General features: G+C 58.5%; 13 protein-coding genes and 3 pseudogenes. 6 read left to right on the forward strand and 10 right to left on the reverse strand.

Features of this window, described 5'->3' with window-relative positions:
- Positions 1–83: 83 nt before the first annotated feature.
- The 4 genes from N7E01_RS06150 to N7E01_RS06165 are packed head-to-tail and all read left to right on the forward strand — an operon-like array spanning position 84 to position 3,437.
- On the forward strand, positions 84–707 hold the full coding sequence (locus N7E01_RS06150; protein ID WP_289174968.1) for a MarR family winged helix-turn-helix transcriptional regulator: 624 nt from the start codon (positions 84–86) through the stop codon (positions 705–707).
- A complete protein-coding gene (locus tag N7E01_RS06155; protein WP_289174969.1) occupies positions 683–2,197 on the forward strand; it encodes an FAD-dependent oxidoreductase in 1,515 nt (504 codons plus the stop codon). The genes N7E01_RS06150 and N7E01_RS06155 overlap by 25 nt, the downstream gene beginning before the upstream one ends.
- Entirely contained in the window at positions 2,197–2,334 is a 138-nt protein-coding gene (locus tag N7E01_RS06160) for an aromatic-ring hydroxylase C-terminal domain-containing protein (protein WP_289174970.1), read from the forward strand. Before N7E01_RS06155 ends, N7E01_RS06160 begins: the two co-directional genes overlap by 1 nt.
- A 41-nt stretch (positions 2,335–2,375) precedes the next feature.
- Entirely contained in the window at positions 2,376–3,437 is a 1,062-nt protein-coding gene (locus N7E01_RS06165) for a maleylacetate reductase (RefSeq protein WP_289174971.1), read from the forward strand.
- Positions 3,438–3,565: 128 nt separating this feature from the next.
- Here N7E01_RS06165 and N7E01_RS06170 read toward each other — a convergent pair.
- The 6 genes and pseudogenes from N7E01_RS06170 to N7E01_RS06195 all read right to left on the reverse strand — a co-directional run bounded on the left by N7E01_RS06170 (position 3,566) and on the right by N7E01_RS06195 (position 9,184).
- Positions 3,566–4,611: pseudogene (locus N7E01_RS06170) on the reverse strand (DNA recombination protein RmuC).
- Positions 4,612–4,941: 330 nt separating this feature from the next.
- Positions 4,942–5,772, reverse strand: a complete 831-nt coding sequence (panB, locus tag N7E01_RS06180; protein ID WP_289174974.1) for a 3-methyl-2-oxobutanoate hydroxymethyltransferase — start codon at positions 5,770–5,772, stop codon at positions 4,942–4,944.
- A gap of 44 nt (positions 5,773–5,816) precedes the next feature.
- Positions 5,817–7,266: pseudogene (locus N7E01_RS06185) on the reverse strand (MFS transporter).
- On the reverse strand, positions 7,263–8,009 hold the full coding sequence (locus N7E01_RS06190) for an LOG family protein (protein ID WP_434089562.1): 747 nt from the start codon (positions 8,007–8,009) through the stop codon (positions 7,263–7,265). The pseudogene N7E01_RS06185 and the gene N7E01_RS06190 overlap by 4 nt, the downstream one beginning before the upstream one ends.
- Entirely contained in the window at positions 8,006–8,155 is a 150-nt protein-coding gene (locus tag N7E01_RS19315; RefSeq protein ID WP_434089563.1) for a hypothetical protein, read from the reverse strand. The genes N7E01_RS06190 and N7E01_RS19315 overlap by 4 nt, the downstream gene beginning before the upstream one ends.
- Positions 8,156–8,237: 82 nt before the next feature.
- A pseudogene (locus N7E01_RS06195) lies at positions 8,238–9,184 on the reverse strand (Gfo/Idh/MocA family oxidoreductase).
- Positions 9,185–9,317: 133 nt separating this feature from the next.
- On the opposite strand from N7E01_RS06195, the gene N7E01_RS06200 reads away from it, so the two are divergent.
- Positions 9,318–10,946 carry a methyl-accepting chemotaxis protein gene (locus N7E01_RS06200; RefSeq protein WP_289174975.1) on the forward strand — a complete coding sequence of 543 codons (1,629 nt, stop codon included), beginning with the start codon at positions 9,318–9,320 and terminating at the stop codon, positions 10,944–10,946.
- Positions 10,947–11,183: 237 nt separating this feature from the next.
- A complete protein-coding gene (locus tag N7E01_RS06205; RefSeq protein ID WP_093969856.1) occupies positions 11,184–11,393 on the forward strand; it encodes a cold-shock protein in 210 nt (69 codons plus the stop codon).
- Positions 11,394–11,484: 91 nt separating this feature from the next.
- Here N7E01_RS06205 and N7E01_RS18550 read toward each other — a convergent pair whose 3' ends face one another.
- The 4 genes from N7E01_RS18550 to N7E01_RS06220 are packed head-to-tail and all read right to left on the reverse strand — an operon-like array spanning position 11,485 to position 13,285.
- Complete coding sequence (locus tag N7E01_RS18550) at positions 11,485–11,736, reverse strand: hypothetical protein (RefSeq protein ID WP_350494958.1); 252 nt, start codon at positions 11,734–11,736, stop codon at positions 11,485–11,487.
- Positions 11,697–11,936 carry a nuclear transport factor 2 family protein gene (locus N7E01_RS18555; RefSeq protein WP_350494959.1) on the reverse strand — a complete coding sequence of 80 codons (240 nt, stop codon included), beginning with the start codon at positions 11,934–11,936 and terminating at the stop codon, positions 11,697–11,699. The genes N7E01_RS18550 and N7E01_RS18555 overlap by 40 nt, the downstream gene beginning before the upstream one ends.
- Before the next feature lie 11 nt (positions 11,937–11,947).
- Positions 11,948–12,721: an SDR family NAD(P)-dependent oxidoreductase gene (locus N7E01_RS06215; RefSeq protein ID WP_289174976.1), complete on the reverse strand. Its 774-nt coding sequence runs from the start codon at positions 12,719–12,721 to the stop codon at positions 11,948–11,950.
- A gap of 12 nt (positions 12,722–12,733) precedes the next feature.
- Positions 12,734–13,285, reverse strand: a complete 552-nt coding sequence (locus N7E01_RS06220; RefSeq protein ID WP_289174977.1) for a DUF3833 domain-containing protein — start codon at positions 13,283–13,285, stop codon at positions 12,734–12,736.
- Between the last annotated feature and the right edge of the window lies 1 nt (position 13,286).

Here is a 13,286-nt window from a genome sequence, read left to right on the forward strand (position 1 = left end):
GAGGCCCGGGCAACGACCGGGGCAATGTTGTCCTTTGCGGTGCCGGCATTTTATTACCAATTCACGACAGGAAACATGCTGCAATGCAACAGAAGCTGTCCGCCCTGCTTGACGAAGAAGTAAGGCCTCTTTACCATCGGCGACACAATCAGGGACACGGAGATCACCCCACCATGGCCTCAGCGCCTGCACAAGACACCACTCAATGGCGCCGGCAGAACGTCGGTCGCTTGCTGAACAACGCGGTCAAACGCTTCGAAAGCCAGATTCTGGAAGACCTTGAGAAGGCGGGTCACGGAGGGCTGTCGCTGAGCCACATTGCCATCACCCGCAACCTTGACCTTGACGGGACACGCGCCACCGAACTGGCCCGTCGGGCAGGCATTACCAAACAGTCAGCCGGTGAACTGATTGCACAACTGGAACAGCTGGCGCTGGTCGAGCGCCGCCCAGATCCTGAAGACAAGCGCGCAAAAATCGTGTGCTTCACCCCGGCTGGAGAAGCGTGGCTGGAGGCGTTCCGTCAGGCCCTGGAAACGGCCGAGCGCGATATGGCCTTGCAGCTGGGAAAACCCTTTACACCCAGTTGCATAACGCGCTGCTACGCTACAGCAATTGACGAATTAGTAAGGATAACTTACCATTCAAGCCTTTCCTACTTTCTTCAGGCAAGGGTTGAATCATGTTACCTGGCAAAACTTCTGTAATGATTGTTGGCGGTGGCCCATGCGGCCTGATGTTGGCCAACGAGCTTGGGCGTCGCGGCATCGACGCGGTGCTGATCGATGAAAAGGCGTCCACCGCCTTCAATCCGCAGGCCAACGCCACACAGGCCCGTACGATGGAACATTACCGTCGCCTGGGGTTTGCCAATGAAATCCGCGACCAGGGCCTGCCCGGCGATTTCCCGACCGACATTGCCTATTTCACCCGTTACGCCACCCACGAACTGGGCCGCTTCCAGCTACCCTCGGCCGCCGAAGCCAAAAAGAAAATTCATTCGCTGTCGGGCTCATGGAGCGCCGCCGAACTGCCGCACCGCGTTTCTCAAAAATATGTCGAACAGATCTTGCGGCAACAGGCCGAAAAGCTGCCTGGCATTTCCGTGAATTTCGGCTGGCGCATGCTGGCCCTTCGTGATCTCGGCACGCACGTTGACGTGGACGTTGAGTGCGTGGCCGACGGGCGCCGTCAAACCATTACTGCGCAGTATCTGCTGGGTGCCGACGGCCCTCGCAGCAAAACCCGCGAAACTCTGGGCTATCGCTATTCGGGCGAAACCGGCATCGTGCGCGATTTCATGGGTGGCCGCATGTACGCGATCTATGCGAACTGCCCCGATTTCTACAAAATCGTGCCACACCCGCCCGCCTGGATGAACGTTTGCTTCAATGGCGAACGTCGTGCCTTTATGGCCGCTGTCGATGGCAAAGGCGAATTCGCCTTCCACACACAGCTCAAACCACATGAGTCTGAAGAAAACGTGACCGTGGAAGATGCCAGGCGCATGTTCCAGATGGCTGTCGGCAAACCCGTCGATGTCGAGGTCTTGTCGCATGGTGCCTGGACCGCAGGCCATGCCTTGGTCGCCGACCGTCTTCAAAAAGGGCGTGTCTTCATTGGCGGCGATGCCGCCCACCTGTTCACACCCACCGGGGGCCTGGGCTACAACACCGCCATTGAAGATGCCGTCAACCTGGGCTGGAAACTGGCGGCCGTACTAAAGGGCCAGGCTTCGCCCGCCTTGCTCGACACGTACGAAACCGAGCGTCGCCCACTGGCCGTGCGCAACACCGGCTATGCACGCAAATTCGCCGATTCACTGGGCCTGTACAAACCCGTGCCCGAAATCGAGGATGATACCGAAGCCGGTGCAAAAGCCCGCGAAATTGCCGGCGAATACCTGGCCGCGCACGGTCGGGCCGAATTCAATATTCCCGGCATTACCTTTGGCGGTCGCTACGACGGCTCGGCAGCCATTGTTTCCGACGGCTCGACACCGCCTGCCGATGCCGCCAACGAATATACCGCCACCGCCTGCCCTGGCGGACGCCCACCGCATTACTGGATTTCCGAGGAAACTTCGCTGTACGATACGTTCGGCTTCGAATGGACGTTGTTGTGCATGAACGGTGACGGCTCAGGCTCTGAAAACTTCGTTCAGGAAGCAAAAAACGAAAAATTGATCTTAAAATAGTGAACGCTCCTCAGGTTCGAGCGCTGTACGAATCTGATTTCACACTGATCCGCCCTGACCAGATCGTTGCCTGGCGTGGTAACGACGATTCACAGGCACAGGCCGTGCTCCACCAGATTCTGGGCGAAACGGCCTGATCAGTACCTCATAAAAACCTTCCTGCCGGGGACAACCGCACATGCAAACCGACTTTATCTACGAAGCCCTTCCGACTCGCGTTATTTTTGGCGAGGGCAAGCTCGATCAATTGGCCCCTGAAATTGAGCGCCTGGGTGCCAAACGCGCGCTGGTATTGTCGACCCCGCAGCAGGAAGACTGGGCGCAGCACATTGCCCAATCACTCGGCCAGGCCAGTGCCGGCGTGTTCGCAGGGGCCACCATGCACACCCCGGTATCGGTCACCGAACAAGCCCTTGAACACGTCAAGGCGTCAAATGCCGACTGTGTCGTTGCCCTGGGTGGCGGGTCGACCATCGGCCTGGGCAAAGCCATTGCCCTGCGCACTGGCCTGCCCCAGATTGCCGTGCCCACCACCTACGCCGGTTCTGAAATGACACCCATTCTGGGGCAAACCGAAAACGGCATCAAAACCACCCAACGTGGTGCCATCATCCAGCCCAAAACCGTCATTTACGATGTCAACCTGACCCTGACATTACCCGCAGGCATGTCGGCCACCAGCGGCCTGAATGCCATGGCTCATGCCGTCGAAGCCCTGTACGCCCAAGACCGCAATCCGGTTATTTCGCTCATGGCCGAAGATGGCATCCGGGCCATGGCCGAGGCACTTCCTGTCATTATCCATTCACCACAAGACAAGGCCGCCCGATTGCAAGCGCAATACGGCGCCTGGCTGTGCGGCATTTGTCTGGGTTCGGCAGGCATGGCCCTGCATCACAAACTGTGTCATGTGCTGGGCGGGTCATTTGATCTGCCCCACGCCGAAACTCACGCCGTCATGCTACCCCACACCGCCGCCTACAACGAACCGGCCACCGAGGCACTGTCGCGCGCAGCGCGCGCACTGGGCACGGACAACGCCGGGTTGGGCCTGTGGGAATTAGCCAAAAAGGTCAACGCCCCCACCGCCCTGAAAGATATCGGCATGGCTGAGTCCGACCTTGATAAAGCCCTTGAAATCGCGCTGAAAAACCCCTACTGGAACCCGCGTCCGCTTGAGGCCGACAGCCTGCGCGCCTTGCTGAAACGCGCCTGGGCCGGCGAGGCACCATCGGCCTGATCGGGTGGAGGGGCGCCAGCCCCTTTGGTTCGAGCAGCAGCGGACACCACATTAAGGCCGCACAGGACGCCTGAGCCGTCCGCGCTATCCTTCCCCGCCCTGAAGGGCGAGGTTTGCCGTGCAACCGATCAAACAGGGTCGCTGCGCCCCGCCACAATCAACTCCAGTTTTTCGGTTTCGATGTCGGCATGCAGCGGCTCGATCTCCGGCAGGGTTTTATTGGCCTTGGCCGACAGCTCATTGAACCGCGCCACCTTGCCGTACAGCCCCTGACGACCGGCCAATGACGTGACCGTACGGTTATAGTGATTATTGGCCGCCCCAAGGGTATCGCCCAGTTTTTTAAGGTTTTCGGCCACAACAGCAACCTGGTTGTAAATCTCACCGGCCCGCGCGCTCAGCTCATGCGCCTGGGCATTGCTGCGCGCGACCATCCACACGTTGGACACCGTCTTCAAGACAGGCAGCAACGTCGTATGCGACACCAGAATGACATTGCGCTGGTAGCCATAGTCGAACAGATCCTTACCCGCCTGCAAGGCCTCGATGTAGGCCGACTCGAGCGGCATGAACATCAACACGAAACTCGGGCTGCTGACACCCGCAAGATTGCTGTAGTCTTTGCGTGAAAGATCATCAATATGATTGCGCACCGCCCGCACATGGGCGGCCATGGCCGCCTCACGCGTCTGCGCGGTTTCGGCGGCCAGGGCCCTGTCGTAATCCACCAGCGACACCTTGCTGTCAATGATGATGTGCTTGTCATCCGGCAAGCGAATGACAAAATCGGGCTGACGCAGCTGGCCACCCACCTCGTTCAACCGGGGCTGCGCCTGGTAATGGTCACCCTTGACCAGACCGGCCAACTGCAACGTGCGTTCAAGCTGCATTTCCCCCAGTTACCCGCTGTTTTCTTATCGCCTTTCAGCGCCTGGGCCAACGTTTGCGCTTCAGCGCTCATGCGCAGGCCCACATCAAGCACCTGCCTGATTTCAGCCCCCAGCCGTGCCTGGCCCTGCACCGACGCATCATGCACCTGATTGATACGCGACTGAAACGCCTGGATCTGCTCACGAAACGGGGTTAGCAGGGCATCCAGTGATGTCTGGCTGCTCTGGGCGAACGACTTGCCTTTTTCTTCCAGAATGCGATTGGCCAGATGATGAAATTCCATGCGCAACTGCTCGCGGGAATGATCCAGCGCGGTTTGCAAAGCATCAAGCCCGGCCTCTTTTTCATCGTGAGCCGCTTGGAGCCGCGTAAACTGGCGATCAAGGTCGGCAAAACGCAACTGGCTGGCCGCCAGTTCACGCTCTTTATCGACTACCGTGTCACGCGCCTCGTCGAGCCGTTCACGCAAGCCGTGGGCTTCGGCATCAAGTCGGGCCACAACCCCGCGAAAGTAAAGGGCCGCCAGCACAAGGCCCAGCACGACACCGCCCAGCACTAATGCAAGGGCGGTAACGTTGGGCAGTGCCTGGGTAAAACTGAACAAACCGGTCACTCAGCCCTGGTTTTTCTTGACGCCGAAACAGTGATCCAGCGTGGGAAAACTGCCATCACGAACACTGTCTGCATACTGAGCCGCAGCATCGCGAATGACCGAAGCGGCATCGCCAAAACGCTTGGCAAATTTTGGGATACGGTCGCCGCTAAGGCCCAGGATGTCTTCCGTGACCAGAATCTGGCCATCGCACCCCGGCGACGCCCCGATCCCGATGGTAGGGATGGACAGCGCTTCGGTAATACGCCGGGCCAGCGCCTCGGCCACCCCTTCAAGCACGACCCCGAACGCACCCGCTTCCTGATGCGCCAGGGCATCCTGGAAAATGCGCTCGGCCGCTTCATCGGTAAGGCCCTGTGCCTTGAAGCCACCCATGGTGTTGACATATTGCGGCATCAGACCCACGTGAGCCAGTACCGGCACACCCCGGTCAACCAGAAAACGGGTGGTCGGTGCCATGACGGCACCACCTTCAAGCTTGACGCCATCGGCACCACTGAGCGACAGCAGGCGTGCCGCACTTTGAAACGCCTGCGCCGGAGATTCCTGATAACTGCCAAACGGCATGTCAACAATAATGCAGGCCCGCTGCGTTGCCCGGACAACCGCTGCCGCGTGCGCCGCCATTTGGTCAACCGTAATCGACAAGGTATCTGGCAAGGCATACCCCACCATGGCGGTGGAGTCGCCGATCAGGATCATGTCCTGGCTTTCATCCAGCAGTCGGGCAATCGGCGCAATATAGGCGGTCAGCGACGCGATTTTCTTTTGACCCTTATAGGCCATAAGCTGGGGAACACTGATACGCTTGACCTCGGAATGTATGCTCACGGGAAACTCCTGAAAATTCTTGCCCTGTATTGTAGGGCAGGGTACTACTGACGCGCCCGTTGTTCGGTTTCACGTTTGGCGGCCACAACACGAGCCATGACAAAAAATGCAATGGCGGGGGGAATGGCAAACAGCACAAACAAGGCGCTAGATGCGCTGACCGCGCCTTGCACACCCCGGGGTTCGTCATGCCGGCCGCATTGACAATCATGCCGGCCAACGTGGAACCCAGAGCCAGCGCATACAGCTGGATGGTGATCATGGCCGACGAGGCAATGCTTTCTTGCCCGGACGGCGCACTGCGAAACACCTGTGCCAGCAAATGTGGCCAGCACATGCCGATACCCAGCCCCACACCGGCCATGCACACCACCAGCGCCCAGACCCAGACCGAGTCCATCACCCCCAGCCAGGGCACCAGGGCAAACAAGCCAAGCAGTGACACCGCCGAAACGGCAGGGCCGCTGCGCATCAGCACACGTGCTGTTTTCGACTCGCGCCCCGAGCTGGAAATCGAGCCTGCGGTCCAGCCCAGCGACATCAATGCCGTCATGTAGCCTGCGGGCAAGGGTTCGAACCCGTGAATGGTTTGCAAAAAGTACGGGATGAAAATTTCCACGGTAATTGCCGTGCTCATGAGCCCCACACACGCATAGATGCTGCCCATCGCCTGGCGCACCGACCACGCCCCATCGGGCAACCAGCGTACCGTACCCGGCCGCTGGTCAAGACGGGACACATAAAGAGCCACCGCCAGCCCTGCCACAATACCCAGCGCATTCCAGTACACCGCCGTTGACAGGCTACCGGCCGAGACAACCAGCACCGACAAGACAATCAGGGCCACCTTGCCTACCGGCACGTTCACTTTCTGGCGCGGCGCCTCGGCATTGCTGACGGTATTTTCGTTGATTTCGCGAATGACCAGCCAGGCCAGGCCGGCAGCCACCGGCAAAATGGCCCCGAACGCCCAGCGCCAATGCCCCGATTGTGCAAACACGCCGCCAATGGCCGGCCCGCTCAGCGTGGCCACCCCCACATACTGGACGTAAGACCCATGGCCCGGGTCCAGAGCCGTTCGGGGAAAACCACCCGGATTGATGAATAGCACAGGCCCAGCAGCAACCCGCCACCCAAGCCTTGCAGCGTTCGGCCAAACAGCATCCAGCCCATTGACGGCGCCAGGGCACACACCGTTGACGCCACTGAAAACAGAGCGATGGCCATCAAAAAGGCGCGTTTCAGCCCAAGCGCATCGAACGCCTTGGCCGACAGCGCCGACGCCATAATCGAGGCGGCAACAAACAGCGTCATGTTCCAGGCGTAATACTCAAGGCCGCCGATATCGCGCACGACCGACGGCAAAATGGTCGTCGCGATATAGACATTGACCGCATGCAAGGCAACGCCACCGGCCACCGCCAGCGAACGCAGACCATTACGGCCGGACAGCAGCTCACCCCACGATGCGGGTGTTACCGGATGCTGACTCATACAACCTCTTGGGGATATAACCGACAGGTATCGCAGTCGGGATAAAAGCGCTCGATAATCGCCATGACTTCTTCGGCCGTTTCAACCACGCTGACCAGATCACGGTCATCCGCTGAAATCATGCCCTCTTCCACAAGAAAATCAAAGTCAACCAATCGCGACCAGAATGACTTGCCCACCAGCACAATGGGCATCCGCGCCATTTTTTGAGTTTGGACCAGCGTCAACGCCTCAAACAACTCGTCCAGCGTACCAAAGCCACCCGGAAACGCCACCAGCGCCCGGGCGCGCATCATAAAATGCATTTTACGCAGGGCAAAATAGTTGAAATGAAAACATAAGGCCGGGCTGATGTAGGGGTTGGGCTCTTGCTCGTGCGGCAAGGTAATGTTCAACCCGACACTTAATGCATCGGCATCGAAGGCGCCACGGTTACCGGCCTCCATAATGCCCGGACCTCCGCCGGTCACCACCACGAACCGGCATGGGCTGCCGGACTGGAATCGTTGTGACACGATGCGGGAAAAACGACGCGCCTCTTCGTAATAGTGCGCATAGTGGACCTGACGGCTGGCCCGGGCCAGTGCTTGCCGCGCCTGCGGGTCTTCAGGGTGACGCGCCGCGCGCTCGGTGGCGGTACGCAGCGCGGCCTGGGCCTGTTCAGCCGGCAAAATGCGTGCGCTGCCAAAGACCACAATGGTCGACTCAATATGATTGCGACGCAGGTACTCCTCGGGCTTCAAAGCTCAAGCTGAAGCCGGACCGGCCGCAAATCTTCAGCCTGCATGAACTCGGCATCTTTATAGGCCACCTGATACGACGGGCTTTCACACAACGTACGTTTCATTTGCTGGAGCTGTTCGGGGGTCAGGGCGTCACTGGGTTTCATGGAATACGGTTCTGCAAAAAGTAAAATCAGACATCAAAAAAGACAGGTACCAACCCGGAGAAACGAGGTCGGACACGCATCTTCAGGCCAGCGTTTTTTCAAGCCGGTCGAGGGTTTCGTAGGCAGGCAGAACCCGGGCCAGGCTGGCGCGAGGCTCGCGCCCCGAGACGATACATTCAAAGAAATCGCGGTCTTGCAGCTCGATGCCATTCAGGGAAACATCGACGCCAGACAGGTCAACCGGTTGGCCATCGCCGTCAAGCAGCTCATCGTAACGCGCAATGTACGTGCCGCTATCACAGATGTACCGGAAAAACGTGCCCTGCAGGCCCTGGTTGTTGAACGAGAGTGTCAGCGAACACAAGGCACCGTCAGGCGAGCGCATCTGCACCGACATATCCAGCGCGATGCCCAGGTCTGGATGAATCGGCCCTTGCATGGCATGCACCTGCGCAGCCGTTTGACCGGTCTGGTACTGAAAAAGATCGACCGTATGGCAGGCATGATGCCACAATAAATGATCCGTCCAGCTGCGCGGCTGCCCGGCCAGATTGATGTTGGTGCGCCGAAAAAGAACGTTTGCACATCCAGATGCTGCAACCGAAGCTGACCCGACGCAATGCGCTGGTGAATCCATTGATGCCCGGGGTTATAACGGCGGGTATGGCCCGCCATGGCGATTAGCCCGCTGCGCCGCTGCGCCGCCAGAAGGGCACGGGCATCGGCCAGGTTGTCTGCCATGGGAATTTCCACCTGCACATGCTTGCCCGCCTCAAGGCACGCCATTGCCTGTGCCGCATGAACCGGGGTCGGTGAACACACGATCACGGCATCCAGCCCCGGAAGGGCCAGCGCCTCGTCAAGGCGCAACGTCGCATGGCCGACCCCATACTGGTCGGCCAATGCCTGAACCTGGTCAAGGTTACGCCCGCCGACCAGCGATATGACCTCCACACCCTGAATGGCCGCAATCGCCTGAAGATGCTTTTGTCCGAAGGCACCCGCGCCCGCAACACACACGTTCATCATCACCCCTGTTACCCGTATTCGGGACAACCCTCGCCCCGCAATTCATGCCAATGAAAAACAAATCTGCTTTAATAAACATTCTGCGGCTAGAACAAAAACGTCAATTCACAGCCCCAACAAGCGGACACTCATCATGCAAAATCTAAAAATCGGAACGCGGCTTATTTTAAGCTTCGCCATCATGCTGGTCTTTATTGCCATTATTGCCGGTGTTGGCATATGGCGAACCCAGGCTTCAGACAACAACACCACCGAACTGACCCAGCTGCGTCTGACCAACGAACGCATCACCAGCGAATGGAGCAAACTGACGGCCCTTAACGCGGTCAGAACCATTGCCAATGCCCGCATCACCGACCCAAACACCATCAAATACTTTGAAGACCAGATGAAGGCGACCAGCGCCGAAATCACCAAGCTTCAAAACACGCTCAAAGACCGTCTCACCGAGCCTGAAGGCAAACGTCTCTATGCGGTCATCCAGGAACGGCGCGCCGAATATGTCGGCAAGCGCACCGCCGCCCTCGAACAGCGCAAAGCCGGCAACGAAGCCGCTGCCCGCGCGTTTTACGATAACGAGCTTGAAGGTCTGCTGGACCGCTACTCTGCCAGCATCAACGATCTGCTCGAATTCCAGAAAACCCTGATCAACACCAAAGCCGACACCCTGCACAATGACAACATCCTGGGGCTGAACATTCTTATTGGCGTGGCTGTCGTGTCGTTGGCCCTGGGCCTGTTGCTGGCGTGGATGATCACCCGCTCCATCACTGCACCGCTCAGCACGGCCGTGTCCTTTGCCGAAAAGGTATCGCAACGCGACCTGAGCAGCCAGCTTAAAGTTTCCGGCAAAGACGAAATCGCCGCGCTTATGACAGCCCTGCAGCGCATGAACGCGAACCTGCTGAGTGTCATCCGTGAGGTCAAGCAAGGGGCTGATTCAATCGCTACCGCTTCGGGCCAGATCGCCGCCGGCAACCTTGACCTGTCCTCCCGTACCGAAGAGCAGGCCAGCTCATTGGCAGAAACCGCCGCCACCATGGAAGAACTCACCACCACCGTCAAGCAAAATGCCGACAATGCCCGGCAGGCCAACGGCCTGGCCGAGTCGGCTGCATCGGTGGCCACGCGCAGCGGCGAGGTGGTGTCCAAGGTGGTTCATACCATGGGGGCCATCAACACCTCATCGAAACAGATCGTTGACATCATCAGCGTAATCGACAGCATCGCCTTCCAGACCAACATCCTGGCGCTCAACGCCGCCGTCGAGGCGGCGCGGGCAGGCGAACAAGGCAAGGGCTTTGCAGTGGTGGCGTCGGAAGTCCGCACACTGGCCCAGCGCAGCGCCCAGGCCGCCAAAGAAATCAAGGGCCTGATCGACAAATCCGTTTCCATCACCGAGGAAGGCAACCGGCTGGTTTCAGAAGCGGGTCAAACCATGGAAGAAACCGTCACCAGTATCCGTCGCGTCACCGACATCATGGGTGAAATCACCGCCGCCAGTCAGGAGCAAAGCATCGGTATCGACCAGATCAACCAGGCCGTATCGCAAATGGATCAGGTCACGCAACAAAATGCAGCGCTGGTACAAGAAGCGTCAGCAGCCTCTGACAGCATGCAAGACCAGGCGCGCCACATGGCCGAACTGGTCGCCACCTTCCGGATCAGTGACGACGTGCGCGAAATCGACATCACGCCACGCACACCGCGCAGCCGCACAGAACATCAATCCCTTGGGGAAAACCGGCATTTGCTCTCGTAATTTCTGTCAGCAAGCACCGCCCGGTCACGACAAAACGACGGGCCGACACAACAGTGTCGGCCCGTTTGCATTCAGTAGTAGACAAAGCCAAAAAATACAATTACATTGCCCGTAGAGATTTTTCAAGTTCGTTGTATTTAAGTTTAAACAGCCCGTCTTTTTGCTCGAGTCGCCGTTCCTTGAATAAGTCTTGCCCCAGGGCGTATTGCCCTACGTTATTTTTAAGGAATCCTGCTCATGACTACGCAGACCGGTATTGTTAAATGGTTCAACAACGAAAAAGGCTTCGGCTTCATCACTCCTGATGCTGGCGGCAAAGACCTGTTCGCACACCACACCGACATCGTCGGCACTGGCTACAAATCCCTGAACGAAAACCAGCGCGTTTCTTTCGAAACCGCTGACAGCCCCAAAGGCCCTCAGGCTAAAAACATTCAGGCTGCCTGATTGTTCGTTGCCAGTCACCTGTCGCAAGACAGGTTGCACTGAAAAACCCCGGTTCGCCGGGGTTTTTTTATGGGTCGCCAGCGCTGCGACCTCATGAAGGTACTGGCGTTGCCAAACGCCGCTTCAACAACCGCATGACACTGCCCAGCACAGGCACCTTTTCATATAGTTCTTCGGCGGCGTCCCAGTAGTCACGATGCACGGCAACACGGCCGTCTGACGCCCATTGCACATGGGTAGCGCCATGAATTTCCCAACCGCGCACCTGCTTGCCGCTGCGGGTATGAAAATAAAGCGTCCAGGTCAGGAAGCCTTGTACGTCATCACCCGAAACACTGTGCACGACGAACCGGGGTTTTCAAGCGTGTCGAACATGTGCTGAAAAATGGCCCGGATTGCCGAAGTGCCGGTAACGTTGTTGAACGGATCTTTAAAACGGGCGTCAGGGGCATAGTAAGCGGACAACTGATCCAGCATTTGCGGCGTCAGCGCCTCATAGAAGGCCGCCAGACGCGCCGCCGGATTCACGGCAGATGATGGCATCAGGGGTGGTGTCATAGCCCGGTTCCTTTATGCACAAGGGCAAAATACCAACGGTAAGGCAACAGCCGCAATGCTTTCAGAATCAGGCTGAAACGACGCGGAAAATGGATCTCGAACTGCCCGCGACGCCACCCGCGCTCGATGGCTTCAGCGGCCTGTTGCGGCGTTTGCAAAAACGGCATGGGGAATTCGTTTTGCTGTGTCAAAGGCGTTTCCACAAAACCGGGATGCACGACCGAAACACCCAGCCCCTTGGGCCGCAGATCAAGGAACAAAGTCTCGGCCAGATGCGTCAGCGCAGCCTTGGTCGGGCCGTAGGCCAAGCCCTGCGGCAAGCCACTGAAACCCGCCACGCTGGATACCAGGCTGATGTGCCCCTGACCTTGGGACAGGAACAACGGGATCACCGGCGCCAGCAGATTCAACGCCCCCACATAATTCACCTGCTGATGCTGCAGCATTTGGCCAAGGTCGTACCCGGTAGCCCGCAAAGCCCGGTAAACACCAGCGCAAAACAGCACCCGATCAAGGCGGCCGTAGCGGGCCACAATCGCTTCACAGGCTGCCCGGACGGCAGCGGCATCGGTGACATCCAGTGGCACCGCCATGCCCGCCGGATACGTTGCCTGGAACGACTCAAGCGGCGCCGCATTACGGGCTGACACCACCACACTGGCCCCCTGCCCCGCCAGCCGTTCGGCCAGCGCCTGACCAATGCCGGTTGATGCACCAACGATCCAGATCACTTCGCGATCGGCCTGGACAAAACGGGGATTCAGGGCCATGACTGCTCCGGCTTAGCGTTTATGAAAGGACAACGTAACTTCGCCCAGACGAATGCCGAACTTGCTCATGGTGGCCTTGTTCAGCATGACCTTGTCGCTCATCAGGTACATCCAGTCGTTGAACGAGACATCATAGGTACGATCACCGACCGGCAAACGCAACACATAGCTCCACTGGAAGGCGTTGCCGGCCACCTGGCCGCTGGCCTCACCGACCACATCGTCTGCTGTGCCGATGTATTTGCCATCACCCTGATGAATCAAGGTCCAGACACGACGCTGTTTTTCGCCATCGCTGTACACAAAATCCTCTTCCAGCACCCCTTTCTCGCCCTCCCAGCGGGCCTTGATCGTGACGACAAAGCGACGAACGACACGACCACCCCGATCGGTAAAGATGCCATACGCATCAATATCGCCGTTGAAGTACTCACGCAAATCGAGCACCGGCTTCTCGGCAGCATAATCGGCAGGTTTGGGTGATGCGCAGGCCATCAGACCCATACAAGCCACCGACAACGTGGCCCAGCGCACACCGCGCTTCCAGGCAGTAAATACGGACATT

Source organism: Neopusillimonas aromaticivorans, from assembly GCF_030344915.1.
Classification (GTDB): domain Bacteria; phylum Pseudomonadota; class Gammaproteobacteria; order Burkholderiales; family Burkholderiaceae_B; genus Neopusillimonas; species Neopusillimonas aromaticivorans.

Bases quoted from the DNA above. Each gene is read 5' to 3' on its own strand.
- N7E01_RS06150 (WP_289174968.1), top strand. From the start codon at position 84: ATGCAACAGAAGCTGTCCGCCCTGCTTGACGAAGAAGTAAGGCCTCTT.
- N7E01_RS06155 (WP_289174969.1), top strand. From the start codon at position 683: ATGTTACCTGGCAAAACTTCTGTAATGATTGTTGGCGGTGGCCCATGC.
- N7E01_RS06165 (WP_289174971.1), top strand. From the start codon at position 2,376: ATGCAAACCGACTTTATCTACGAAGCCCTTCCGACTCGCGTTATTTTT.
- N7E01_RS19315 (WP_434089563.1), bottom strand. From the start codon at position 8,155: ATGAAACCCAGTGACGCCCTGACCCCCGAACAGCTCCAGCAAATGAAA.
- N7E01_RS06200 (WP_289174975.1), top strand. From the start codon at position 9,318: ATGCAAAATCTAAAAATCGGAACGCGGCTTATTTTAAGCTTCGCCATC.
- N7E01_RS06205 (WP_093969856.1), top strand. From the start codon at position 11,184: ATGACTACGCAGACCGGTATTGTTAAATGGTTCAACAACGAAAAAGGC.
- N7E01_RS18555 (WP_350494959.1), bottom strand. From the start codon at position 11,936: ATGCCATCATCTGCCGTGAATCCGGCGGCGCGTCTGGCGGCCTTCTAT.
- N7E01_RS06215 (WP_289174976.1), bottom strand. From the start codon at position 12,721: ATGGCCCTGAATCCCCGTTTTGTCCAGGCCGATCGCGAAGTGATCTGG.
- N7E01_RS06220 (WP_289174977.1), bottom strand. From the start codon at position 13,285: ATGTCCGTATTTACTGCCTGGAAGCGCGGTGTGCGCTGGGCCACGTTG.